A 23906-nucleotide genomic window follows, 5' to 3' on the forward strand; every position below is an offset into this window, starting at 1 on the left:
TTGAAAAGGCACATCACAATTAAGGGTGTGGGGGTGACGGCGTGGCGATCGGGGCCTCCCCCAGGTACTTGAACGGGTGCTGGGGGACGACAGTCGCAGTTAACTGTTCCAAAAACAACAGCAGAATTAACGGTCACAAGTCTCTTCAGTATCAGTATTAGTCGTTTTACCTGACGAATCGGCCTGTCTCATGCATCCCCTTGCTATAATCATTGACATAGAGGTCAAGACGATAAAAAACGAAACGGTGGATCTTAGTTTGTCTGAAGGTGAGAAATAAAAGGGGATTACAAAAGCCCCCAATCCCTGCGCGAGGAGAAGAACGATATCTTGATCCTTTCGGGGCGTCTCCTTTTCTAGAATTGTTCCGATGCGAGCGAAGCGTATTCCGGAGAAAATCGCTGCTGCGATAGTAATTGGGAGAGGAAGGATAGAGTTAAAGAAGTAGTGTACGTAGTGCATAATTTATTTTCCTCGTGCAAGTGAGTAGCAACTTCCAATTCCTAGGTAATCCCAAAAATTCTCTACAAGGAAGGGCTATAAGATCTCCATACCTTTCTTTTGCTTCGGTGTTATTTTAGGGGATGGAAGTTTGGAGGCTACGCCTTTTGGAAGTCTTTCCCGTAAGGTAATAACTGCCTTCTTTGTGGCTGCTACCGCTGCATTTTTGGCGCCGCCAACTTTCTTAACGGCAGCTGCGATCTTAGGTGTTTTTGATAATTTGTTAATAGCAGAGATCAGTTTCGGTTCGCGTGCAGCTATGGCTGCCCCCCGTTGCGAGGAGGGGCGCGACTGATACGGCGCATTTTCCAGCGGTGACTAGCCACCATGCCCAGGAGGGGTCGAGTGCGATAGGAAACGATGCACCTTCAGTATCCACGTGTTGTCTTAGTGTATGGTCGTCAACCAGCTCGAACCTGGTGGGGAGTTGTTTGCCAGAAGCGTCTAGCGCCCAAGGAGCCTCAATTTCTCCTTCTACTTCACCAGCTTCGGATACCAAGTTGAAGTCGCCATCGTTTCGGGTTTGGAGTCTATAACCGTCAGGTAACATGTAGCTGAAATCCATGAAAGATACATCAGTATCTTTAATGATGCCGATAATCTGACCGGATTGGTTTGCTGTTATATGCGATACGGCAGTTGTCTGATTTTGTGCTTTATTATCCTGAGTGCGAGCAACTCCGTCGATTACTTTATCAACCGCTTGATCCTTTACTTGTATAGAGAACATCTCGTAGTTCTTTGGGCTGGGGATTGATGCTCGTCCTGTTTTGCTGTCAATATTAGGTAAACTATTTAGGTTTTTCTTATCTTGTACGGAGATCCCGGATGTTAAGTCATCGGGCAATGGCTGGGTGGAAGTCTCGAGATTTAGGCTGAGAGGAATCTTGTCGGACAACAAATTTGTCGCCTGCCGATCTGAAAGCCTCATTTCTTTTTTAACGAGATTTCTTGCAGTGGGGTCAGCATAATCTTTCTGTTTTGAAACGATATTTGGATCTAGCTCGGGACTACTGGAGGATGCAGGACCTTCCTTATTCGACATAGGCTGCGGTCTATCGTAAGCTAAAGCTACGTTCGCTCCACTTGTAAACAGGGCGAACACTGTTGCTAGTCCAACGACTGCTCTCCTGAGTGGTCGGCGCATCGTCGCCTCCTTTCTGTCGATCCACTATGAACGGGTGGCGCTTTTGGATTGGCTATAATAAAATCGCTAAGTAGGCTCTTCATAATTGAGAGGTTGGGTGGTTGAGGGCATGGCGGAGTGAGGGCCAATGACTAATCCTGGTTATGGCACTGTGTTCTCACCACCTAAGTAACCCGGACTAGTTTTAAAAGCCGGATGCTTCGCAGCTTGCATATCAATTGTGAAGAGCTGATAAAGTTAAGGTCATTATACTTCTGTATATCCCAGTTACTTTAAGAGACCTTTCTCGCGGTACTTGCGTTGCGTCCATCTATTCCACAGCAATAATAATCCTGCCCCAATATAGGTAACGCCGATAATCGCAACACACAGGACGATTCGGATAAAAGCATATTCGACATCTTTGATTGTGTCCCAAGCTCCCCATATAATCAACGGAGAAAAGAAGACTGTCAATATAAAAGCGAAGCTCCATATGTGATTCTCGATACGGTATTTCATGATGTCGCTCCTTTGCCGTTAAATGTGGTCAAGACGCCCGGCAGGCCGATGAACCAAGAGTAGTGGTATAGGCATCAAGTTATGCCTTATGCTATGAGGTCCGATACCGACGAATGTCGGTCGGTTGTACCGACATTCGTCGGTCGTGAAGAAGGTGAAATAAATCTCATATGATTTGATCGGGTGTTCTGCCATAAGGCTGACCGGGGCGAAGAGCCGGTAAATCCCTCCGGGTGGAGTCGCACAGGCTCTTAGCAGTTGAGTTGAGCAGGCTAGGGGCCGAGACTTGCGCCAATGGAAGTTTCTCCTGCCATCTGTAGGACCTACATGGTCTTCAGTGCCTTCGGCTTTGATAGCTCTTGCCACCGCAACCGATTGGGTCTGACTGTAACCAGTCAGCGGAACACCGATCGGTGCTGGGATGCGGGTTGGCTGAGCCAGACGTCCGGTTGGCCGCGAGGTCAAGACGGCACGGTACGGCGCTAATCCGCAGGGGTATTATCGCTTCGGCTATTGGCCTGCGTCGTCTTTCTGGAGGAGACCTCTTGTCGTCTGAGCAATCGTCAGTCGTGAATGCCGATCACCTCGCCCGGGACCGAGATGGAAATGTCATCACCGAGAAGCAGGCCTGGAGCGCTCTGTGGGCTCTCCTTATTGGTTTCTTCATGATTCTCGTTGATACCTCGATCGTCACGACCGCGTTGCCAGCAACCATCCATGCCCTTAACGCCAGCCTCAACCAAGGTGTGTGGATCACCAGTGCGTATCTGCTCACCTACGCGGTCCCGCTACTGATTACCGGGCGTATGGGCGACCGCTGGGGTCAGCGTCGTATGCATTGTATTGGGATGTTCATCTTCGGGATTTCCTCGCTGGCTTGCGGTTTCTCCCCGACGATTGGTGTCCTCATCGCTGCTCGTGCGGTTCAGGGTATCGGTGCTGGACTTATGACGCCGCAGTCTTTGTCGATCATCACCCGACTCTTCCCGCCGGAAAAACGCGGTGCCGCGATGGGTGTGTGGGGTGCTACTGCCGGTGTGGCCAGCTTCGTCGGTCCGGTTCTCGGCGGCATCCTCGTCGACACCGTGGGGTGGGAGTGGATCTTCTTTGTCAACGTCCCGGTCAGCGTCATCGGGCTGTGGCTGGCGGTCCGGAATGTTCCTGTCCTAGAGACTCACGGTCACGCCTTCGACTGGCTCGGCGTCATCCTGTCAGGTATCGGTATGACCCTGTTGGTCTTCGGTATCCAGGAGGGGGAGCAGTACAACTGGGGGGCCATCACCGGCGTCATTTCGGTGCCCTTGCTCATCACCCTCGGCGTGGTTTTCATGGTGCTCTTCGTCATCTCGCAGACCGAATGGTCACGGGCTCACCTGCATGGTCACTCGAATGAATTCGAGCCGTTGGTTCCGTTGCGTTTGTTCACCAAGCGCAACTTCACCCTCGGTAATGTCGCGATCTCTCTGGTCGGAATGCTCGTGAATGCGTATTTCTTGCCGACGGCTCTCTACCTGCAGGATGTGCGCGGCAAATCCCCGACGATCGCTGCCCTGCTGCTCATTCCTACTGCCATCTTCTCCGGTGTGCTGTCGCCATTCGTTGGACGATTTCTTCAGCGCCGTTCGTCAGGGCGAATAGCTGTTATCGGTGTGGGTCTTTATGTGTGTGCCGCGATCGGCTGGTGGCTGCTCACAGTGCCGTCAACGGATCTATGGGTCTTTTCGCTGCTAGCGGCCATCGCTGGTATTGGCTCGTCCATGATGTGGAGTCCGATCTCCTTGGTCAGTACCGACGATCTTGGTCAGGCTGACGCTGGAGCGGGTTCGGGAGTTCACAACGCCATCCGCCAGGTTGGTGCGGTTCTTGGTTCGGCCTTTATCGCCATGATGATGGATGCCCGCATTGCGGCCCGTCACGACATGGGACGGGGCCTCGGTGAGTCAATGTTTGTCACCATTACTGCCGGCACCCTGTGCGTTATCGTCTGTGCCTTCTTTGCGAACTTCCAACGTGCGCGTCAGCGTAAGTCCTGATGTCTGCAGTCCTTCACCAGCCAGGTGGACGCTACCGAGGCGCCTTTCACGTGCCCCGTAGGATGGCCATATGAGGATTGCCATTGGAGGGTTTGCCGGTCTTATCGGCACAGCGCTGGTTCAGCGGCTGCGCAAGCAGGGACATGATGTCGTCACGCTGACCCGCCATGAGCCCATCCAGCCTTCCGACCGCAGATGGGACCTCGACACCCTGTCCATCGCCCCGCCATTCCTCGACGACGTAGATGCTGTGGTGAACCTGGCAGGAGAACCCATCGCCTCAGGACGGTGGACCGATGAACGCAAGACTCGCATCTTGGCGTCGCGTATCGACTCCACCCGTCTCATCGTGCGGGCCCTGGCGTCTTCTCCGAGGTGCCGTGTTTTCCTCAATGGCTCGGCTGTGGGCTATTACGGGCCACGCGGTGACGAATGGCTTGACGAGGACGAGCCGGCTGGCGATGGCTTTCTAGCCGAGGTCTGCCAGCGCTGGGAGGCCGCAGCGTACTCCGCTCCCGAAGGAGTGCGCGTGGCAACCCTGCGTACCGGCCAGGTCATGAGTTCGTTCGGCGGTATCCTCGGCAAGGAGCGACCGCTTTTCCAATTCGGGTTGGGCGGCAAGATCGGCGATGGCAAGCAGTACGTGTCGTGGATCAGTCTTTTCGATCACGTGTCAGCCATGCTGCGGATCCTCACTGACGATTCCATTAGCGGGCCGGTAAATCTCGTCGGACCGAATCCGTGTACGAATGCCGAGTTCACGAAAGCTCTGGCCAAGTCAATGCACCGACCTTCTGTACTGCCCTTCCCAACCCCAGCAGCAAAGATGGTCTTCGGATCTCAACTCGTCGACGAGGCACTGTGTTCCGGGCAGAGGGCTAAGCCTGCGAAACTCCTTGATAACGGATTCGAGTTCCGCGACACCTCCATCACCGAGTCGATTACTTCAGCACTTGCAGGACGCCGATGAGTCAGAACAACCAACGTCCCGACACCTTCTCTCGCCCCGATGAGTGGGGTTCGTGGGAGGACAAGCCACAACGAGACGAACCATCCTGGGCGTCTCCCGACGCCAGCTACACCCAACAGAACCCTCGGCCCGAGCCTGAGCCGTACCGGTCGGCCGAGGTAGATCCTACGTGGGAACCACCGTCAGCGTCGTACCAACAAAAGACGGCTCCCAAGCCTGCTGCCCGCGTGAAGCGACGCAGCAACGATCCAGTGGTGACATGGACCCTGATTGCCATCTGCATCCTGGTGTGGATCGGGGAGTGGGTCAGCCCCCAGATTCGTGACGCCGTCGTCCTGGCACCGATCCAGGGGTTTCATGAGCCTTGGCGATTCGTTACCTCCATGTTTGGCCACGCGCTGAGCATTTTCCACATCGGGTTCAATATGTATGCATTGTGGGCTTTGGGACGGTCGTTGGAGCCGTTCCTGGGACGAGCCCGGTTCCTGGCCGCATACCTCATGTCCGGTATCGGCGGGGGAGTGCTGTTTTGCCTGATGGCGTCGCCACATGGTGACGGGACACTTCTGCCAAATATGTATGGCGGTGTTGTTGGGGCCTCCGGTGCCATCTTCGGGTTGTTTGGGGTGCTGCTCATTGTGCAGCGTCGGCTGGGCGCGTCAACCCGTGACCTGTGGATCGTGCTGGCCATCAACGCGGCATTGCTGTTTTTTATCTCCGGAATCGCATGGCAGGCTCATCTTGGCGGATTCATCGCCGGACTGGTCTGCGGAATCATTTTCTTCGAAGATCCTAAGCGTATTCAGGCAGGCAAATCCCCGCAGACCTGGCCAAGGATGGCAATGTTGCTCGGCGCTCTCGTGGTTCTGGTGGTGCTCAAGTACTTCATGTTCTGAGGGTTACCTGTTGGATACGGTGAGGTCTGCGAGATCTGCGGGTTTGTGGCGTGCGATGTGCAATCCCTCTTGAATGGCCCACATTGCCCAATAATCGCGAAACTCCGGGTCCCGGGCGAGGGCACGGCGACGTCTGAGCGACGCGGGCGCCTCACACCACACTCGCACGCATGCCAAGCGCGCATTCACGGGCGTCAATACTCCACAACCCTCAATAACGAGGGGGCGATTATGGTCCAAGGTGACTTCATCGGCGAAGCGGTTCTCATACCAGTCCCATCTGCGGTACCGGTGTCCAGTGACGAGATCGCTCAGATCCCACACCTGTGACAAACCAGACCAGCCGGGGTACAGGTCGTCGGCGTGAACGAGCTGCCAGTCATGGTGGCGACGGAAGAGGGTGTTGGCCAAAGTGGTCTTGCCTGACCCCGAGCGCCCATCAATGACGACGACCGGTTGCCCATGGTGCGCAAAATTGGCGAGGATGAACTCCTCTACAAGGTCTGGTTGGGTGGCGTCAATGAGCACCTCACCAGTCTTGCCATCTGGGGTCGACAAAAGCAATGACGAGGCGTTCGGGGCAATGGTCATCCGGACAGATACCCGGCGCGCTCAATGAGGACCGCGATACGGACCCGGCTGTCGACGGCAAGTTTGGTTTGAATCGTCGACAGATGTGCCTTGACAGTGCTCGGTGAGACATTGAGCTGGGCGGCGATGGCGTCATTCGTCAGTCCCTCGGCCACCCCGACGGCAACCTCTCGCTCCCGGTCGGTGAGTGCGGCGAGGGTCCTGCGGGCGGCCCGGCGGTTTCGTCGACCAACGTCGCCGCGCAGCTGTTCGAGAAGTTGGCGAGTCGACGTCGGAGACATGAAAGCGTCGCCAGCGTGAGCTGCACGTACCGCATGGACGATTTCCTCAGGTGAGGATGTTTTGAGTAGGAATCCTGACGCCCCGGCGTGAATTGCGTCGATGACGGCCGCGTCGGCCGTAACGGTCGTGAGAACGACAACCTTGGGTGGGCTCGGAATGTGCGTGATACGTGACGTCGCCTCCACCCCGCTCATTCCCGGCATCCGTAGGTCCATCAGAACCACATCTGCGTGGGGAGCTTGCCTCACCGCTTCATCGCCGTCGCCGGCTTCCCCGACCGTTTCAAGATCCTCAGCGGTTTCGAGGATTTGCCGTACGGCTCTGCGCACCAGTACGTCGTCGTCGACGAGCAAGACGCGAATGGGCAGCATGACCACATCCTATGATGATCGCCTCTTGTGGTGCCGTGTGACTTCGGCATGAGGACAGAGCCGCTATCGCCACGGGATCTCCACATGGACGTGGAATAGGCCGTCGTCAAGACCGTAGTGAAGGCTGCCTCCAAGCAATTCGACTCGCTCAGTGATTCCTTTAAGTCCACGAGAATCGGGGCCTGGTCCGCCAGTCCATCCGCCGGTGTACCCATTCGTCGCGTCAATGCTGATTCCGTCGTGCGGATTGCCTCGGATACGAAGAGTCGTCGTCTGACCGGGAGCGTGTTTAGCGGCGTTGGTGAGCAGCTCTTGAACGATGCGGTAAACGGCGCGAGACACAGCGGGATCGGCCCGGTCCGCGTCCTCAATGAAGACGTTTGAATTGAGAGGCTGGCTGGCCCTGAAAGACTCATCGATGACCTCAGCTAGCTTTGACAACGGCAAATCTGGGGCGCCCTGAGGCTCACATATCATGGACAGTAAGGAGTGCAGGTCATTCACTGCGGCAGCTGCGCCGGAGCGCACCTCGTGGGCAGCCCGTACCGCGTCTGGATTGTCCTGAAGCTGGGTCTCCAACGCTCCGGACTGCAGGCTGAGGAGAGACAACCGATGCCCGAGCTGGTCATGAATTTCCTGGGCGATACGCTCGCGTTCCTCGCGGCGGGACAATTCGTCACCGAGTTTGGCGTTGGTAGCTCTCGCGACGTCGCGCTCTCGGGCAAGGGATTTTGCAGCCCGCTGGGTGCGGCGCCATAACCCGGAACCGATCGAGATGACGAGTCCAAGAATGATGAATGATGCCACGACAAGCCAAGAGACGGTTTGGTCGGCAGTGCCAGGAGTATTGGCGGGGGCCGCCACAGACTTGATGACAGACGCGGCCGCCGGGGAGTTGGTGGCGTCCAGAACTCTGACAACGCTGGTCGTGACGGTCACCGCCGCAACAGCCCACCATGACGCTGTACCACGCCGTCGGCTCAGCAAACATGCAAGGGCAATGAGAGGAACGATGTTGCCGATCGGAAGGATCAGGCTGATTGCCGCCGTGGCAAGAGTGATGACAAAGGGCTGGCGATGTCGCCAGAGCAGCCAAACAGGCCCGACGACATCCGCGACGAGGGCGGCAGCTGCGCGCAGCACGGTGAGACCGGTGGGGTTCGGGGCTGTGACGTTGACGCCCAGTGGTGAGAACGCGGTCGAAATGAAGCATCCGAGCATTCCGATGACGATGAGGACGATGGAGGCCCAGATTGCGGGCCGGTGATCGTCACCCACAACTTCGTACTGGAACATATCCCTCATCCTAGGGGCGGGTCTGCCCGCATAACCTCGACCGATTGGGCGCAGCTGTCTGACCGATCTGCCAGATGTGGTTTAGCCGATCGGCCGATGTGGGGGACACGGGGTCTTCGATGAACTGGTGCAGAACCGAAAGGAGACACCAATGTCCAATGACCAGCAGCCGCCGCGTTACCCACAGTCGGAAGGCCAGTTCAACCCCCAGTACGCTCAGAACTCGGTCGGAAAGCCCCCTACAAAACCAAAAAAGCCAATCTACAAACGAGTGTGGTTCTGGATTGTCATTGTGATTGTCGTTGTCGCGATCTCCATTGCGACAGGAGGATCTAAGGGTAACGAAGGACAGAACTCGGGAAGCGAAACAGCAGCGTCAGCTCCAGCTACGAACGCGTCAAAACAGGCAGACAAGACTGCGGGTAAGCCCGACGCGAAGAAGGCCGCTGACGCAAAAAAGACTGACGAGGACCAAGTGAAGGGCGACCTTGCCCTGCTTAAGGGCTGGAAGTTGAGCAAGGACGAGTTCTCTGCGAAAGTAACAGGATACGTGCGCAACAACTCCGATGAGCCCATCAATAACTACGTTCAGATTGAGTTCAATGCCTATGATGCTTCTGGTAATAATTTAGGGACTTGTGTGGACAATTCTAACTCTATTGATGCCCATGGAAAATGGAAGGTTGATGCGATTTGCCTTGATGGTGACGCGAGCGAAATCAAAACTGTGAAGTTTAAGGACCTCACTGGATTCTGAGGATCATGTGTGAAGTCCAGTCAATCTGATCGAGTGTTTATGGTCAGATTGGCTGGGCTTCTGCGACTCTTCGCAATGGAGGGTATATCAGTTATCCGATAGGGGCTGCGGGTTCTGCGTGTGGATGGCGCTGACGTCGTCAAAGGTGGTGGTGACCGTGGTTACAATGTCACAAGCTCCCCGCACCTATGCACCAAACCGTCATAAATTAAGGATTCCAGGCAGCGCGACGCCTGCTCAGATTCGGGCCATGCCGACAGGGCCACCTCAACCCGCACGCCGTGTGGGCTATTGCGGACGAGGTCCATAATCACCCCTCGGCACTGACGATCGGTGCCCTTCCACGGCTGTCCCCGGCGGACCGGGGCATTCTCAGGCTTCCCATCAGCGACCCATCGGCAGACGTCATGGATTGGGCAGACCTCGCACCGTGGCGAACGAGCCGTACACACCAGCGCTCCCAGCTCCATGGAGGACACCGCCCACTTTGCGGCTCGGGTGTCGTCGTCGGGAACTAATGCCTCGGCGACCAGTCGTTCAGCCTTCGTCACCGACGTCGGGCAGTTCGCGATTCCGGACTGCGCTCTCGCGAGGACCCGACGCACATTGGTGTCCAGCACGGTTGCCCGCTTTCCGAAAGCGAATGACACTATCGCGGCGGCGGTGTAATCGCCGATCCCCGGTAGGGTGATGAGTTCTTCGTAGGTGCTGGGTACGGTCCCGTCATGTTCGGTGGCGATGGCAACCGCGCAGGCGTGCAGACGCAGGGCACGACGGGGGTATCCCAATCGTCCCCACGCGGCGACGGCGACGCCGGACTCCTCCTCAGCCAGGTCATCTGGCGTCGGCCAGCGGGTCATCCACTCATGCCACGGACCAATAACCCGCGACATCGGCGTCTGCTGGCTCATCACCTCGCTGACGAGTACTCCCCACGCAGATGTCCCTGGTCGACGCCACGGCAGATCGCGTCCGTTGGCGTCGAACCAGTCACAGACCGTCTGGACGGCCTGAGGAGTCAGCCCGGTATCAGGCACGAGTCATCCGATGTCAGTCGATGACCTTGGCCGCTGCTTCGGCTGCCTTCGGCAAGGCCTTGCGGAAGATTTCGAAGGCCTCGTCATTGTGAGCGTCGGAAAGGAACCAAGCCTCGAAACACGACGGCGGCAGGTTGACCCCAGCCTCCAGCATGGCGTGGAAGAAGGCAGTGTAGGCGTCAGCGTTCTGGGCCTTAGCGTCGTCGTAATTGCGCACCGGCCCTTCGACTCCGAGGAAAACGCTGAACAGGTTCCCGGCGTTCTGCAGGCTGTACGGGACCCCCGCCGCGTCCAGCGCCGAGGCCAGCTCGCCGCGCCACTGCACGGAGCGTGCGTCGAGACGCTGGTACACCCCAGTATCAGCCAGCTCTAGGGTTTTGACCCCGGCGACGGTAGCCAGCGGGTTGCCCGATAGCGTCCCGGCCTGGTAGACGGGGCCGGTCGGGGCCAACAGGTCCATGACCTCGGCGCGTCCGCCCAGGGCGGCCAGCGGCATTCCGCCACCGACAACCTTGCCGAAAGTGAAGATGTCAGGCGCAAAATCCTCGCCGGATTTCTGCTGGAGACCCCAGAACCCCGACGCGCTGCACCGGAATCCGGTGAGCACCTCGTCCGTAATCATGAGGGCCCCGTGGTCCTTGGTGAGCCGACGTATCGTGGCATTGAATCCACGGTCTGGCGGAACCACGCCCATGTTGGCAGGGCAGGATTCAACGATCACGGCGGCGATCTGGTCGCCACGTTCTGAGAACACCGTCTCAAGGGCTGCTACGTCGTTGTAGTCCACCACGATGGTGTCAGCGGTCGAGGCTGCTGGAACACCAGCGGAACCGGGCAGACCAGCCGTAGCTACCCCCGAACCAGCAGCGGCGAGCAGGGCGTCAGAATGACCGTGGTAATTGCCGGCAAACTTGATGATGACGTCACGCCCGGTAGCCCCTCGGGCTAGTCGAACTGCCGTCATCGTCGCCTCAGTACCGGTCGAGACGAAGCGCACTTTCTCCACCGGGTCCATTCGCTCGATGATCGCGTCAGCCAGCTCGGTCTCGGTTCGGGTCGGAGCGCCAAAGGACAATCCCTTCGACGCAGCCTCCTGGACGGCGGAGACGACCTCGGGATGAGCGTGCCCCAGCAGGGCCGGACCCCAGGTACACACCAGGTCGACATATCGGGTGCCTTCGGCGTCCCAAATCCACGGACCCTGGGCCTTCTCGATGAAGCGGGGAACCCCGCCCACCGACCCGTAGGCCCGAACCGGGGAATCCACCCCGCCGGGAATAACAGCCTGGGCGGCGGAGAACAGTTCGGCGTTAGAGGTCATTTCTTCCTTCCGGTGTGTCGGCGTGAGGTGAGTATGGTTGTCAGTAGTCTGCCCGGAACATCTGGGCAGCCTCGATGGCCCAATAGGTCAAAACGAGATCAGCACCCGCGCGCACGATCGAGGTCAGAGACTCGTTAATGCAGCGACGACGGTCGATCCATCCGTTGGCGGCAGCGGCTTCGAGCATGGCGTACTCCCCGGAAACCTGGTAGGCGGCCACCGGCACTTGGGAAACCTCAGCAACGTCAGCCAGCACATCGAGGTAATGGGAGGCAGGCTTGACCATGACGATGTCGGCTCCCTCGGCCAGATCGAGCAGGGTCTCGCGCATACCCTCACGACGGTTCGACGGGTCTTGCTGGTAAGCCTTGCGATCACCCTTGAGGGAACAATCAACAGCGTCGCGGAAGGGTCCGAAGAAGGCTGAGGCGTATTTGGCGGAGTAAGCCATGATTGACACGTCGGTGAATCCCTCGCGGTCCAGCGCGTCACGAATGACCGCGATCTGGCCGTCCATCATTCCCGACGGAGACACCATGTGGGCTCCCGCCCGGGCCTGGGAGACAGCCATCGCGGCATATAGCGGAAGGGTGGAGTCGTTGTCGACCCGGCCATCAGGGGTCAGCGCTCCACAATGGCCATGATCGGTGAACTCGTCCAGGCAAGTGTCAGCGCAAACGACCAAGTCATTACCGACGGCCTCGCGTACTGCAGAAATACCGGCATTGAGAATCCCGTTGGGGTCCCACGCCTGCGAACCGATCTCGTCCTTGTGCTCAGGGATCCCAAACAGGTCAATGCCACCGATACCGGCCTCAGCGGCCTGGGTGGCGAGTTCCTTGATGGATTCGGTCGAGTGCTGATATTGCCCCGGCAGGCTAGCGATCTCTACGGGGGAGGTGATGTCCTCCTTGACGAAGACCGGCAACATCAGCTGAGCCGGGGCGACCCGGGTCTCAGCGACCATTCGACGCATTGCGGGGGTGGTCCGCAGGCGACGCGGACGAGAAACCGGACGTAGCGCTTCAGGCAGTGGCTTGACGCCGGCCATACGAGGATCGCTGGAATCAGGCAGGTACAGGTTCATGATGATCTTCCTTCTCGAACGGGTCGTCGATCAGGCGACTAGGGACTCAACCGCCTCGAGGACGGACTCAGGGGTGGGGGAAGAAGCCACCGCGTCTGCCGGGTGGCCGAGTTCCTCAAGTGTCTTCGCCGTGGGCTTGCCGAGGGCGACGAGCTTTTGTCGACGCCATCCATATGGCTCGACGAGATCGATCAGGGCACGTCCCACCGAGGACGCTGTGACGATAACAACTCCGACCGACGGCCATGACTGGGCAATCACCTCAGGTAGTTCCGCGACAGCGTTGGTGGTGTAGACCTCGAGCCGGTTGACCGTGCAGCCAGCCTTCGTAAGTCCCTCGGGGACGGTGGCAGCGGCTAGCTGAGAAACCGGCAGCAGGACCCTCGCAGCCCCGCCAGGCCATTGACGTACCAGGCCAGCGCCGCTGTGGTCCTGCGGCACGAAGTCGACAGCAATTCCGCGTTTCGTCAAAGCCCTCGCAGTGGCCGAACCGACGGCCGCCACCCTAATACTTGGGTTCGGCAACGGAACAGGCAGCAGTCCAACGGTGGTCTTTGAGGTGATGACCAACCAATCGGCCTGCCAGAGGTTGGGATCGGAGAGCTTATCGGCGTCCGGCAGCGTGACGGTTCTCGTCAGTGCCTTGTGGATGACCCCATAACCTGCCTGCTTTAATGTCGTCACGAACTTGTCGTGCGGGTCGTCGCGGGGGACGACCACTGGTGGTTGATCGGCAGGGTTTGTGGTCATCGAGTGCTTCCTGAGGCCTTGAGGTCTGCGACATCGGCTGCGCCGTCATCCAGCAGCTCCTCGGCTGCTTTCACACCCAGGGTATGCGCTGCGGCCAGTGCCGGCTCGACTTCCTCAGGCAACTCGACACTGACCTGTTCTCGAATGGTTCGCGAGCCATTGACGGCAGCTACCACGACGTCCAAGGTCAACACGTCGGGAGACTTCCCGGAGGCTGGCGTGAGACGGGCCAACGCGCCGATCGGGGCGGCGCACCCGGCCTCCAGGTGGGACAGCACTGCCCGTTCAGCGGTGGCTGACAATCGGGTGGCGAAGTCGTCGATTCTGGCCAGGGCCTTGGCGAGCCTGCCGTGACGCACATCAGCAGTCCGGCACTCAACGGCCAAGGCTCCCTGAGCTGGGGCTGGCAGCAGCACCGACGGGTCGAGAAGCTCGGTGATGACGTCGCTGTGTCCCAGACGTGCCAGCCCGGACGCAGCAAGTACCACCGCGTCGAGGTCTTCCTTGCCGCCTCCCTTGGCGAAATGGCCCAAACCCTTGACCCGGCCAAGTCGGGTGTCGACGTTGCCACGGATGTCGACGATCGTCAGGTCTGGTCGCTTCGCCAACAGCTGCGCCACACGCCGTGGAGAGCCAGTTCCGACGCTTGCCCCGTGCGGCAAGGCGTCAAGGGTAAAACCGTCACGGGCCACCAAGGCGTCGCGCGGGTCCTCGCGGGCGGGGACAGCGCCAATCGCCAGCCCGAGTGGTCTGCCGGTCGGCAGATCCTTGAAGGAGTGGACGGCGATGTCAGCAGAGCCTTCTAGCAAGGCAGCACGGATTGCCGAGGCGAACACTCCGACGCCCCCCATCGACGCCAGCGAGGCTGTCGAGGTGTCACCGTGAGTCGTGATCGTCTCCAGATCGACGTCGAGGCCCTGCGATCTCAGCAGTTTTGCAACCATCTCGGATTGAATGGTTGCCAGGGCGCTTGCACGGGTTCCCAGACGAATCGAAGACATATCCCTCATTGTGGCACTTCCGGTAGTGCAGCACTCGGGTCAGACGCTTAGCTGACGAGCGGTGCGGCGAGCCTGCGGCACGAGAGCGGCGATACCCGAACCTGACGCCCACGCCCCGACCAGACCGATACGGCCTCGACCGGACTCGTTGATCTCTGCGAGCTTACGGTGTAGACCGTCACGCCAGGCCCTGGTCTCGGGGGTCGTCGGGGCCAGCGCTCCCGTCCAATGGATGATCTGGGAGTCGACGACCTGATCCGGCGACAATTCCACACCGAGCAAGACGGAAGCGTCCTGTAGCGCTCGCTCGACGCTGAACTCGACGTTCTTTTCCCCGGAGCGTCCATAGGAGACCCGTAGTAGGTGCAGGCCATCGGGGCAGGACTGTCCCAGGCTCGGCCACTTGGCAGACATATGCGTCAAAGCCTTGGCCTTGACACTTGTTGTTCCGGGAGCGACGAGCATTCCGTTTCCACGCGGGCTGCTGTCCAGCTCAGGAGCCTGCAAAGCCAAGTTGACGTGCCCAATAGGGGCTCCGGGGATCATCTCGGGACCAGAAACGTCGATGACACTGCTCAACAGTTGGATAGCAGGGCCAGCCGAACAGGCCACCACGACGCGGGGGGTCAGGAAGGTATGCAGCTGGCCATCTGGGACGGGAGGCAAAGACGGGTTCGGATTGCGTGAGGTGTCGGCGGTTTCGACGAGCCATTGAGCGCCATGGCGGGTCAGTTTCCGAGCGCCCACCCGAGTGAGGACCGTCGCCCCCGCCTCCTCGGCTTGCCGCCGCAGCTCAGCTGGCATGGTGAACATACCTCCAGCTACTGAGGCGACGACCGGGCCGCTTGGCATTCGAGAACGGCACAGTGCTACCCCGGCTGCCAAAGACCCGGTGGCCTGGGTGGCAGCCCGCAGACCAGGGGAGACGACGTCGGCTGACAGCAGGTGTGGGTCGGCGGCGTGAATACCACCGGCAATAGGGGTGACGAGACGCTTCAGCACCTCTGGGCCCATCCGCGACTCCACCAGGGTTCCCAGGTCTCCGGGGAGTTCGTCGGGTATCTCGGCTCGGTCGAGTTCAGCGGCACGGGCGGCCTCGTCGGCTCCCAGCGCGATGACGACCGCAGGGTCCGACAGGTCAGCGGGAATGCCCAAGATGGCATTTCCGGGCATTGCGAAGCAGGCGTCGTCGAAATACACCCAGGACGCAGCAGTTCGCGGTTTCTCCACGGTCATACCTAGTTCTTCGGCCAGCTCAGCAGTGTCAGGAAGGCGAATGGCCCACCCCTCGGCACCGATGTCGTAGCTGATTCCTGCCAACTTCGACCCGGCTACCAGGCCGCCGGTATATCCGCGTGACTCCACCAACACTGGGTGCAGCCCTTCCTGGGTGAACTGCCAGGCTGCGATGAGTCCAGCCATACCACCGCCGATAATAACGGCGTCAACGGTGTGCGGATCAGAGGTATACATCGTCACTTCCTCGGAATCGTGGTTCACAGTGAGTGCACCAGCTCCACTAGTCGCGTCAGAACGTCGGGGTCGGTTTTGGCGGGCACGCCATGGCCCAGATTGACGACGTGGCCAGGGGCCTGACGTCCAGCTGCGACAACGTCGCGGGCAGCGGCCTCCAGTGGCTCCCAACCGGCGAAAAGCAAGGCCGGATCGATGTTGCCTTGTACCGGCATTTCCATCCCGGAGACCATGAGAGTCGCGCAGGCCTCGTCGAGGCTGATTCGGTGGTCAACGCCGAGAACCGGGTAGCGGGAAGCAGCTGCGGCCACCTGTGCCAGTTCGGAAAGCAGGTGGCTGGCATTCACGCCGAAATGCACCACCGGGGTATTGGGATCGAGGTCGGCGAGAGCACGCTGTGAAAAGGGGCCGACGCTGGTGCGATAGTCGACGGCGCTCAGCGATCCGGCCCAGGAGTCGAAGAGCTGGACGGCTCGTGCTCCGCCACGAAGCTGGGCGGCCAAGAAAGCGGCGTCCAGGTCGGCGACCCACTCCATCAGCGTGGCCCAGGCTGGCGGGTCCGAATGCATCATGGCGCGGGCAGCCAGGTGGTCACGCGACGGTCCGCCCTCCACCAGGTAGGCAGCGATCGTGAACGGGGCACCGGCGAAACCAATCAGCGGAGTGTCCGCACCCAACTCGGCCACCACCAGTCGGGCAGCCTCCTCGATGGCTGAGGTATCGCCGGGCTGACGCTGGGTGATTCGATCAACGTCTGCTCTGGTGCGGACAGGCTCGTCGAGAACCGGTCCAACCCCAGGTTCAATGCGCACCCCAACTTCGGCCAGGGCCAGCGGCACCATGATGTCGGAGTAGAGAACCGCGCCGTCAACATGGTGACGGCGTACTGGTTGGCAGGTGATCTCGGCCGCCAACTGGGGGTTGAGACAGGAGTCGAGCATCGTCGTGCCCTCGCGGGCCTTTCGATACTCCGGGAGCGAACGGCCTGCCTGGCGCATGAACCACACTGGGGTGACAGCCGGACGGTGTCCGGTCATGGCTTGCAAAAGCGGTGAATCGGCTGTGGAGGTGCTGGTTTCAGTCATCATCACGATTGTGCCCCACTTTGCCGAAAAGAGATTCATGGAGCAGCTGTAAGGGGTGGTGAGAGTTTCGCAACCTCTGGGGTTCGTCGCACCTGCATGGTTGAATAACGCTTTGTGGGATTGTGTGTCTTGACCGTGGATCATGCCGAGCAAGGACTCGGTGTCGTTTCCGAGGCAGCCGCGCAGGTCGATGGGCTCGGCTTGGCATTGACGGACCATCCCCAGATCCGAGGCGCGCTGGTGTTGTCGACGTGCAACCGGGTGTGCCTGATCGTGGAGACGTCTCCTGACGCTGTCGCCCAGGGGTTTGACGAGGCCGCTTTGCGCGCTTGCCTCACTGACCAGGGGGCGACGGTGTTGGCTGACTCGGGCCATATCTTCTGCGAGAACGACGCCGTGTGGCGGGTGTTCCGGGTAGCTTCTGGCTTGGAGTCGATGGTTGTCGGTGAACGCGAGGTCGCCGGGCAGATGAAGCGTGCGCTGACCGAGGCTCGCAAGGAACAGACTGTCTCGTACACCATCGGCCATGTCATCGAGGAGGCTCTCAAGACCTCTCGGCACGTCGCCACCGAGACCGCTCTGGCCGCCGAGGGCCGCACCGTGGTGGCCGTCGGCTTGGACCTGGTGTCCCGACAGATGGATCTTGAAGGTGCCCGCGTTCTCGTGATGGGAACCGGTTCCTATGCTGGCGCGTCGTGTGCTCAGCTCAGCTCGCGTGGAGTGACTGATATCCAGGTGCATTCGGCTTCCGGACGTGCCAATGGTTTCGCTCGCCGTCACCGAGTCAGCGAGGCCGTCGACCTGGACGCCGCACTGGCTCAGGCTGATCTTGTCGTCACCTGTCGTGGTTCGGGTGTGCCCGCGTTGTCCGCACAGGCTGCCCGACGCGCAGTAGACGCCCGAGCGGGACGCGATCTGCTGGTTCTTGACCTAGCCGTCAGCGGTGACGTGGAGGAACCCGTGCCGGCAGGGGTCGATGTGATCGACCTGGAGACCATTCGTCATGCTGTTCCCGCCTCAGCCGAGGCTGAGCGTGCCGCTGCTGAGCACATCGTCGCCACTGGGGTCCGGCATCTCGCCATCGACCTTGAGCGTCGCCGAATGGCCCCGGCAGTTGTCGCCTTGCGCGACGTCATTTCAGATCTCGTTACCGCCGAACTAGAGCGCCTGCCCAAGGAGGGGTCGGTGCCAGTCGACGAGGTGGCGGCGTCGTTGCGGCGACTCGCGGCGTCCATGGCCCATATTCCGTCAGCCCGGGCCAGGATGGCCTCTGAAAAGGGCCTGGGGGATCGCTGGCTCAACTCTCTGTCGGATGTGTTGGGTATTGACGTCGAGATCGCTGCACCCGTCATCGATATGTCATCTTTCACTAATGCTGACTGCATGGCGTGCCCAGTCACTGGTCTGCGGGTGAAAGATCTTGCCGCGGACGCGGCGACCCGAGGTGAGGAGAAGAATTCGTGACCGCCAATCCTTACACAGCCCCCCGCGACCCACTGGCCCCCTACGACGCGCTGCTCGTTACGTCTTTCGGTGGGCCGCGTTCCCCTCAGGAGGTCGTGCCCTTCTTGAAGAGGGTGTCCAACGGTCGGATTCCAGAGGAGCGATTGAGCGAGGTCGCTCACCACTACGACCGGTTCGGCGGGGTGAGTCCCATCAACGCGTCCACTGACGCCTTCGTCAAGGCCTTGGCAAATGCGCTTCGCCAGTATGGAGTTCGAATCCCGATTTTGCTGGGAAACCGTAATGGTTCCCCGTTCCTCGACGACGTTCTACCGGAAATGCACCAGCACGGGGTGCGACGAGTGCTTGCCGTCGTCACCTCCGCCTACGCCTGCTATTCCGGTTGCCGTCAATACCGCGAGGAAATTGCTGCTGCCCTCGACAAGGTCGGCATTACCGATATGCACATCGATAAGGTGCCTCCCTTCAACGAGGCTCCCGGCTTCATTCGCGCTAACGCAGAAGCTCTCATGCAGTCGTTCATGCGGATACCGCCAACTCCCCTTGAGGCTACCCGAGTCGTCTTCGTCACCCACTCGATCCCCGATCCCATGCAGGAGGCGTCAGGGGCAGGAGAGCCGGGGACTGACTACATTTCCCAGCACAAGGCGGTATGCGAAAAGATTGCTGACTACGTGCGTCAGGCCTTCGGCAATATGCCGCAATGGGATCTGGCCTACTGCTCCCGCTCGGGACGGCCCTCTGACCCCTGGCTGGAGCCGGACATCAACGATCACCTGCGAACCCTTCCGGAACAGGGAGTGACCTCCGTCGTGGTTGCGCCGATCGGTTTCGTTGCCGATCACATGGAGGTCGCCAATGACCTTGACCACGAGGCTGCTGAGACTGCCGCCGAGGTCGGTTTGGCATTTGCCCGCGCCGCTACCGCCGGAGTTCATCCGGCCTTCATAACTGACCTTGCGGGGTTGATTATGACCCAAGCTGCGGCTGCTCGAGGGGAGGGCGGGAGCCTGACATCCTGGCCGACCCCGTGTGCTCCTGGGTGCTGCCGACGTTGCCCCGGTGCCACGGACATTCCAGCTGTCTCAGGCAGCGACGACATCGACAAGCCTGAGATTGACCCCAAACCTGCTGCCGCTGGACTCGGCACCGCTGCTGCGGGCGTCGAACCGGAGTCAGACGCTTCCTCCCCGTACGATCTGCTGGCTAAGGAGATCCCCATGACCGATCACGTGAGCACCGACTCGGTGGCTGAGGGGCCTCGCGATGACGAGGCTCCCGCTGGTTCCTACACCGCGCCGACCGATCCACGCGACCACGCCGTCGTCCCGGAAGAGGTCAATGCCTCCAGTAAATGGGCGATGTATTCGGTTTTCCGCGTTTCCGCCCCGCTCCCGGCTGACGACGCTGAGCGCCGTCAGCTCATCGAAGGGTCCGACGGTTGGGTTGAACAGTCCGGAGTCGAAACCCGTGGCTGGTACGACTTGTCGGGTATGCGCGCTGACGCCGACCTGCTGGTGTGGTGGCTGAGCGACGATCCGTCGACTCTCCAGGACGCCTACCACCGCTTCCGTGGGTCCGGTTTGGGACGCCATCTCGCCCCGGTCTGGTCGAATGTGGGTGTTCATCGTGCCGCAGAGTTCAACAAATCGCACCTCCCCTCGTGCTTCGCCGGAGTTGCACCACGGCGCTGGGCGGCCTTTTACCCGTTCATCCGTTCTAAGGAGTGGTACCTGCTGCCGGCGGCTGATCGGTCTCGTATGTTGCGCGAGCACGGCATGGTCGGTGCCGCCAGCCCTGACGTCAAGGCGTCCACCCTGGCCGCTTTCGCCTTGGGTGACTACGAGTGGATTCTCGCCTTGGAAGGTGACGATCTCGTTCGCGTGGTCGACGTTATGAAGGACCTGCGCTACGTTGAGGCGCGCCGCTACGTTGATCTCGACACTCCCTTCTTCACCGGTGAGCGGGTCTCCCCGATGGATTGGGCTGACCGTCAGATGAGATCCTGATGTCACCGGTACGGGGCCTGATTAACCCAGTAGGACCGGAATCGCCGCAGACGTACTGGTTGCGGCGTCTTGGCCTGCTCATCGTGCTGGTCGTTGTCATCGCCCTGGTAATTCTGGGTATTTCGAAGCTTACGGGCGGTCCGAAGAAGTCAGCAGCACCGGCTGTGCCGTCGTCCTACACCCCCAACCCATCATGGACGGACACCGTCTGGGGGCCAGAGACTCCTACCGCTTCGGAGTCCGCCAGCCGCAGCACGTCCACGTCTGCGTCTCGTTCGCCGTCTGCGTCCCGCTCCTCATCCCCCTCTGCGTCGCCGGTGAGCCGCCTTTGTGAAGGGTCCCAGTTGACGGTGACGATCACGGGAAACACCAAGAAGCCCAAGGTCGGTAGTACCGAGACCTTCACCGTGAAGGTGGAGAGTTCGTCTGACTGCCGTTGGGACACCCAGAAGGTCAAGCAGACCCTCACCGTGACTTCTGGATCCGACCGCATCTGGTCAACTGAGGACTGCAGCTCCTGGGGTCCCAAGGGGGTCCATGAGATCAAGGCCAAGACTCCTTGGACCTACAAGGTCTCATGGCCGACCAAGCGGTCCACCGGCAAGTGCAAGCTGTCGAAGGAAACCCTGGGCAGCGGCTACTACATCGCCACTGTCGGTATCGATGGTGGCTCAACTGGCCGATTCGTTATGCAGCTGAGCGAGTGAGCTTCTCATCCCGACATTCGGGTCCCAGCTTTGATCCGGGTCCCAGTTGTGGGGCTGAGGCGAGCTTGTGTCAGTGGAAGTGGTGGGTGCGCTTGTCGTTCTCGAAGATCGACTCCAGAGCCTGCCGGATTTCGCGTGCCCTCTTCAGCCCCACTCCCTTGACGTTGCCAAGTTCTGATGTGGAGGCTGACACGAGGGTTTGCAGGTTTGAGAAGTGATCGATGATTCCTTGAATCGTTCGGGACGACAGATCGGTGATCGACGCCAGTTGGCGGTGCCCCCGTGCCTGCATGGGGGAGTGGAGAGGATGTTCAGTCGGATCAAGGGTGATGGCTTGCGCAACCTTGGCGATGTCGAGAAGGTCCTCCCAGGACAGCTTCTGCAAACCGGACAGCGAAAACCCTCCTGGGGCGACACCATCGGGTCGATAATCCTCAGTCAGCAGGCGGCCCAGGTCTTCGACCCCTCGGGCCAGCTCGTTGCGCTGCAGCTGGACGAGGCGACCTTCGACACCCAGTGCGGAAACATAGCTGCGGACCTCAGCGTCGATTCGACGCCACATCTCGACTCGCTGGGCCACCGCAGCGACATCACAGACCTGAACTTGGTCGCGGACCTCAAGCATGGTGAGGTTTTCGGCCTCTTCAAGCAATCGAGCGCGGTAGCTTGACAAGGTCGCCAGCGCCTGGTTAGCCCGGGCCAACAGTTGCTCCGGTCTCTCGATCGGGTAGCGACGGCCATGGAGGAACAGGGACATCACCGACATCGACGCCGAAACGACGACCACCGGAGCGCCGGTCTGTTGGGACAGGCGGTCAGCGGTACGGTGACGAGTACCGGTCTCCATCGTCGGCAAGCTGCCGTCCGGGACGAAATGGACTGCCGCTGCCGTGATTCGCTCGTGGTCACTCGAAACGACCAGCCCGCCATCCATCTTCGACAGCTCACGAAGAGCCTGAGGTGTCAGACGCACGTCGAGGGGAAAACCGCCGGAACAAATGTCATCAATGCGGGGGCCGTTACCGAGCACAATAAGGCTGCCGGTACGTCCATTGATGATTCGGTTGAGGCCCTCGCGAATAGGCGTGCCAGGAGCGAGTAGGGCCATCAGGTGACGAACCTGCTCGGCTGCCACCTCCCGGTCGGGGGTCGGCTGGGCGTCGGTCATGAGACGACTCTAGTTCTAGCCACTGAAGTTCTCACCTCGAATACGGTCGTCATGACTGGCCCGCTCTGTGCTGCCGACGCAGGTTAAGCACCGACAGAGCCTCAGCCACGCTGCCGACCTCGACGACATGGAGGCCGTGCATGGTCGGGATTTTGGTGTGCGCCTGCCGGGAATTACGCGGCACCACGGCGAGGTCGAAGCCCAGGCGTGCCGCCTCTCCCACTCGTTTCTCCAAACCAGGGACTCGTCGCAGGTCGCCAGCGAGTCCGACCTCTCCCAGCGCTACCACTCGCGTGGGGAAGTTAGTGTCGAGAACGGCCGAGGCAACCGCCACCGCGATCGCCAGATCTGCCGACGGGTCAGATACCCTCGCCCCGCCGACCGTCGAAACGTAGACGTCTCGATTACTCAGTGGCAGGCCTGCCTTGCGTTCCAAGACAGCCAGAATCATGGCTACTCTGCCGCTGTCGACGCCGTGGGTGGTTCGACGCGGATACTTTTCGGACGCCGATGGGGCCACCAGCGCCTGCACTTCTGACAGCAAGGGACGACGACCCTCCATCGTCACCGTGACGCAGGTGCCCGGCTGAGGGTCGGCATTGTCGGAGGTGAATAGTCCCGATGGGTCGGGCACCTCCATGATTCCGCTGTCGGTCATCTCGAAGCAGCCCACCTCGTCGGCAGGGCCATACCTGTTTTTCGTGGCGCGAACCATGCGGAATCCGGAGTGACGGTCTCCTTCAAAGTTGAGGACGACGTCGACCAGGTGCTCCATGGTGCGCGGCCCGGCAATGGACCCCTCTTTGGTGACGTGGCCGACGATAATGACGGCCATGCCACGCCGTTTGGCCACCCGTACCAGCGCCCCGGTGACTTCTCTAACCTGGGAAACCCCGCCAGGAGAGCCGTCAGCTTGGCTCGTCCCCACTGTTTGAACCGAGTCCAACACCATGAGAGAGGGCTCGGTTTGTTCGATGTGCCCAAGCACCGTCCCCAGATCAGTCTCAGAGGCAAGGTACAGCTCGTCAGCAAGGGAATGGGTACGGCCAGCGCGTAGCCTCACCTGGGCCGCTGACTCCTCTCCCGTGACGTAGAGGGTGCGTCGCCCTGCCTTGGCCCATTTCGCGGCGACGTCCAGCAGTAATGTCGACTTTCCGACTCCAGGTTCTCCGGCGAGCAGGACGACAGCTCCAGGCACCAGGCCGCCACCGAGCACCCGGTCCAACTCGCTGATTCCGGTGAGATGACGGTTGGCTGCTTGCTCGCTTACTTCGCCGATGGGCACGGCCCTGGACATGGGCGTTGACGCGGCCACTTCAGTGAGTTTTGGTGCCCCCTTCTCGACCACCGAACCCCAGGTCTGACATTCGCCACACCGACCGACCCACTTCGATGTCGTCCAGCCGCATTCGGTGCACACCCATGTCTGAGCCTGCGTCTTCTTCGCCATGGCTCATAC

Annotated in this window: 20 protein-coding genes; 7 read left to right on the forward strand and 13 right to left on the reverse strand. The window is 60.1% G+C overall.

Annotated features, from left to right (window positions below; genetic code table 11):
- Positions 1 to 724 precede the first annotated feature (724 nt).
- Entirely contained in the window at positions 725 to 1546 is an 822-nt protein-coding gene (locus tag Q4B98_RS07005) for a hypothetical protein (protein WP_303196419.1), read from the reverse strand.
- A 1148-nt stretch (positions 1547 to 2694) separates the two neighbouring features.
- Between Q4B98_RS07005 and Q4B98_RS07010 the strand changes: the two genes are divergently transcribed.
- The 3 genes from Q4B98_RS07010 to Q4B98_RS07020 all read left to right on the forward strand — a co-directional run bounded on the left by Q4B98_RS07010 (position 2695) and on the right by Q4B98_RS07020 (position 6048).
- The gene (locus Q4B98_RS07010) at positions 2695 to 4182 is read left to right on the forward strand and encodes a DHA2 family efflux MFS transporter permease subunit (protein ID WP_303196420.1); all 1488 of its coding nucleotides are present in this window, start codon (positions 2695 to 2697) and stop codon (positions 4180 to 4182) included.
- Positions 4183 to 4252: 70 nt separating this feature from the next.
- Positions 4253 to 5152 carry a TIGR01777 family oxidoreductase gene (locus Q4B98_RS07015; RefSeq protein ID WP_303196421.1) on the forward strand — a complete coding sequence of 300 codons (900 nt, stop codon included), beginning with the start codon at positions 4253 to 4255 and terminating at the stop codon, positions 5150 to 5152.
- Positions 5149 to 6048: a rhomboid family intramembrane serine protease gene (locus Q4B98_RS07020; RefSeq protein WP_368492324.1), complete on the forward strand. Its 900-nt coding sequence runs from the start codon at positions 5149 to 5151 to the stop codon at positions 6046 to 6048. The genes Q4B98_RS07015 and Q4B98_RS07020 overlap by 4 nt, the downstream gene beginning before the upstream one ends.
- Before the next feature lie 3 nt (positions 6049 to 6051).
- On the opposite strand, the gene Q4B98_RS07025 is transcribed toward Q4B98_RS07020, so the two are convergent.
- From Q4B98_RS07025 to Q4B98_RS07035, 3 genes are all read right to left on the reverse strand, one after another.
- Positions 6052 to 6639 (reverse strand): hypothetical protein, encoded by a 588-nt coding sequence (locus Q4B98_RS07025; protein WP_303196422.1) that lies wholly within the window; start codon positions 6637 to 6639, stop codon positions 6052 to 6054.
- Positions 6636 to 7292, reverse strand: a complete 657-nt coding sequence (locus Q4B98_RS07030) for a response regulator transcription factor (RefSeq protein WP_303196423.1) — start codon at positions 7290 to 7292, stop codon at positions 6636 to 6638. The genes Q4B98_RS07025 and Q4B98_RS07030 overlap by 4 nt, the downstream gene beginning before the upstream one ends.
- A gap of 63 nt (positions 7293 to 7355) precedes the next feature.
- Positions 7356 to 8588 (reverse strand): sensor histidine kinase, encoded by a 1233-nt coding sequence (locus Q4B98_RS07035; protein WP_303196424.1) that lies wholly within the window; start codon positions 8586 to 8588, stop codon positions 7356 to 7358.
- A 151-nt stretch (positions 8589 to 8739) separates the two neighbouring features.
- On the opposite strand from Q4B98_RS07035, the gene Q4B98_RS07040 reads away from it, so the two are divergent.
- Entirely contained in the window at positions 8740 to 9345 is a 606-nt protein-coding gene (locus tag Q4B98_RS07040) for an FxLYD domain-containing protein (RefSeq protein ID WP_303196425.1), read from the forward strand.
- Between the two features lie 161 nt (positions 9346 to 9506).
- On the opposite strand, the gene Q4B98_RS07045 is transcribed toward Q4B98_RS07040, so the two are convergent.
- From Q4B98_RS07045 to hemE, 7 genes are read right to left on the reverse strand one after another with little or no spacing between them, the layout of a single operon-like run.
- On the reverse strand, positions 9507 to 10382 hold the full coding sequence (locus Q4B98_RS07045; protein ID WP_303196426.1) for an A/G-specific adenine glycosylase: 876 nt from the start codon (positions 10380 to 10382) through the stop codon (positions 9507 to 9509).
- Between the two features lie 13 nt (positions 10383 to 10395).
- Positions 10396 to 11703 (reverse strand): glutamate-1-semialdehyde 2,1-aminomutase, encoded by a 1308-nt coding sequence (gene hemL / locus Q4B98_RS07050; RefSeq protein WP_303196427.1) that lies wholly within the window; start codon positions 11701 to 11703, stop codon positions 10396 to 10398.
- A 40-nt stretch (positions 11704 to 11743) separates the two neighbouring features.
- Positions 11744 to 12790, reverse strand: coding sequence for a porphobilinogen synthase (gene hemB, locus Q4B98_RS07055; RefSeq protein ID WP_303196428.1), 1047 nt, complete (start codon positions 12788 to 12790; stop codon positions 11744 to 11746).
- A 30-nt stretch (positions 12791 to 12820) separates the two neighbouring features.
- Positions 12821 to 13540, reverse strand: coding sequence for a uroporphyrinogen-III synthase (locus tag Q4B98_RS07060; protein WP_303196429.1), 720 nt, complete (start codon positions 13538 to 13540; stop codon positions 12821 to 12823).
- Positions 13537 to 14541 (reverse strand): hydroxymethylbilane synthase, encoded by a 1005-nt coding sequence (hemC, locus tag Q4B98_RS07065; RefSeq protein WP_303196430.1) that lies wholly within the window; start codon positions 14539 to 14541, stop codon positions 13537 to 13539. Before hemC ends, Q4B98_RS07060 begins: the two co-directional genes overlap by 4 nt.
- A gap of 39 nt (positions 14542 to 14580) precedes the next feature.
- Positions 14581 to 16014 carry an NAD(P)/FAD-dependent oxidoreductase gene (locus Q4B98_RS07070; RefSeq protein WP_303196572.1) on the reverse strand — a complete coding sequence of 478 codons (1434 nt, stop codon included), beginning with the start codon at positions 16012 to 16014 and terminating at the stop codon, positions 14581 to 14583.
- Positions 16015 to 16037: 23 nt separating this feature from the next.
- Complete coding sequence (gene hemE / locus Q4B98_RS07075) at positions 16038 to 17099, reverse strand: uroporphyrinogen decarboxylase (RefSeq protein WP_303196431.1); 1062 nt, start codon at positions 17097 to 17099, stop codon at positions 16038 to 16040.
- Between the two features lie 129 nt (positions 17100 to 17228).
- Between hemE and Q4B98_RS07080 the strand changes: the two genes are divergently transcribed.
- The 3 genes from Q4B98_RS07080 to Q4B98_RS07090 all read left to right on the forward strand — a co-directional run bounded on the left by Q4B98_RS07080 (position 17229) and on the right by Q4B98_RS07090 (position 21279).
- Positions 17229 to 18563: a glutamyl-tRNA reductase gene (locus Q4B98_RS07080; RefSeq protein WP_303196432.1), complete on the forward strand. Its 1335-nt coding sequence runs from the start codon at positions 17229 to 17231 to the stop codon at positions 18561 to 18563.
- Positions 18564 to 18613: 50 nt separating this feature from the next.
- Positions 18614 to 20572, forward strand: a complete 1959-nt coding sequence (gene hemQ, locus Q4B98_RS07085; RefSeq protein WP_303196573.1) for a hydrogen peroxide-dependent heme synthase — start codon at positions 18614 to 18616, stop codon at positions 20570 to 20572.
- A 317-nt stretch (positions 20573 to 20889) separates the two neighbouring features.
- A complete protein-coding gene (locus Q4B98_RS07090) occupies positions 20890 to 21279 on the forward strand; it encodes a hypothetical protein (RefSeq protein ID WP_303196574.1) in 390 nt (129 codons plus the stop codon).
- A gap of 70 nt (positions 21280 to 21349) precedes the next feature.
- On the opposite strand, the gene disA is transcribed toward Q4B98_RS07090, so the two are convergent.
- Positions 21350 to 22447 (reverse strand): DNA integrity scanning diadenylate cyclase DisA, encoded by a 1098-nt coding sequence (gene disA / locus Q4B98_RS07095; RefSeq protein WP_303196433.1) that lies wholly within the window; start codon positions 22445 to 22447, stop codon positions 21350 to 21352.
- Positions 22448 to 22496: 49 nt separating this feature from the next.
- Positions 22497 to 23897 carry a DNA repair protein RadA gene (gene radA / locus Q4B98_RS07100; RefSeq protein WP_303196434.1) on the reverse strand — a complete coding sequence of 467 codons (1401 nt, stop codon included), beginning with the start codon at positions 23895 to 23897 and terminating at the stop codon, positions 22497 to 22499.
- Positions 23898 to 23906: the final 9 nt, after the last annotated feature.

The organism is Cutibacterium sp. (assembly GCF_030525615.1).
Taxonomy (GTDB): domain Bacteria; phylum Actinomycetota; class Actinomycetes; order Propionibacteriales; family Propionibacteriaceae; genus Cutibacterium.

Coding starts and splice junctions, on each gene's coding strand:
- Q4B98_RS07005 (WP_303196419.1), bottom strand. CDS start 1,546: ATGTCGAATAAGGAAGGTCCTGCATCCTCCAGTAGTCCCGAGCTAGAT.
- Q4B98_RS07015 (WP_303196421.1), top strand. CDS start 4,253: ATGAGGATTGCCATTGGAGGGTTTGCCGGTCTTATCGGCACAGCGCTG.
- Q4B98_RS07020 (WP_368492324.1), top strand. CDS start 5,149: ATGAGTCAGAACAACCAACGTCCCGACACCTTCTCTCGCCCCGATGAG.
- Q4B98_RS07025 (WP_303196422.1), bottom strand. CDS start 6,639: ATGACCATTGCCCCGAACGCCTCGTCATTGCTTTTGTCGACCCCAGAT.
- Q4B98_RS07030 (WP_303196423.1), bottom strand. CDS start 7,292: ATGCTGCCCATTCGCGTCTTGCTCGTCGACGACGACGTACTGGTGCGC.
- Q4B98_RS07035 (WP_303196424.1), bottom strand. CDS start 8,588: ATGTTCCAGTACGAAGTTGTGGGTGACGATCACCGGCCCGCAATCTGG.
- Q4B98_RS07040 (WP_303196425.1), top strand. CDS start 8,740: ATGTCCAATGACCAGCAGCCGCCGCGTTACCCACAGTCGGAAGGCCAG.
- hemL (WP_303196427.1), bottom strand. CDS start 11,703: ATGACCTCTAACGCCGAACTGTTCTCCGCCGCCCAGGCTGTTATTCCC.
- hemB (WP_303196428.1), bottom strand. CDS start 12,790: ATGAACCTGTACCTGCCTGATTCCAGCGATCCTCGTATGGCCGGCGTC.
- Q4B98_RS07060 (WP_303196429.1), bottom strand. CDS start 13,540: ATGACCACAAACCCTGCCGATCAACCACCAGTGGTCGTCCCCCGCGAC.
- hemC (WP_303196430.1), bottom strand. CDS start 14,541: ATGTCTTCGATTCGTCTGGGAACCCGTGCAAGCGCCCTGGCAACCATT.
- Q4B98_RS07070 (WP_303196572.1), bottom strand. CDS start 16,014: ATGTATACCTCTGATCCGCACACCGTTGACGCCGTTATTATCGGCGGT.
- hemE (WP_303196431.1), bottom strand. CDS start 17,099: ATGACTGAAACCAGCACCTCCACAGCCGATTCACCGCTTTTGCAAGCC.
- disA (WP_303196433.1), bottom strand. CDS start 22,447: ATGACCGACGCCCAGCCGACCCCCGACCGGGAGGTGGCAGCCGAGCAG.
- radA (WP_303196434.1), bottom strand. CDS start 23,897: ATGGCGAAGAAGACGCAGGCTCAGACATGGGTGTGCACCGAATGCGGC.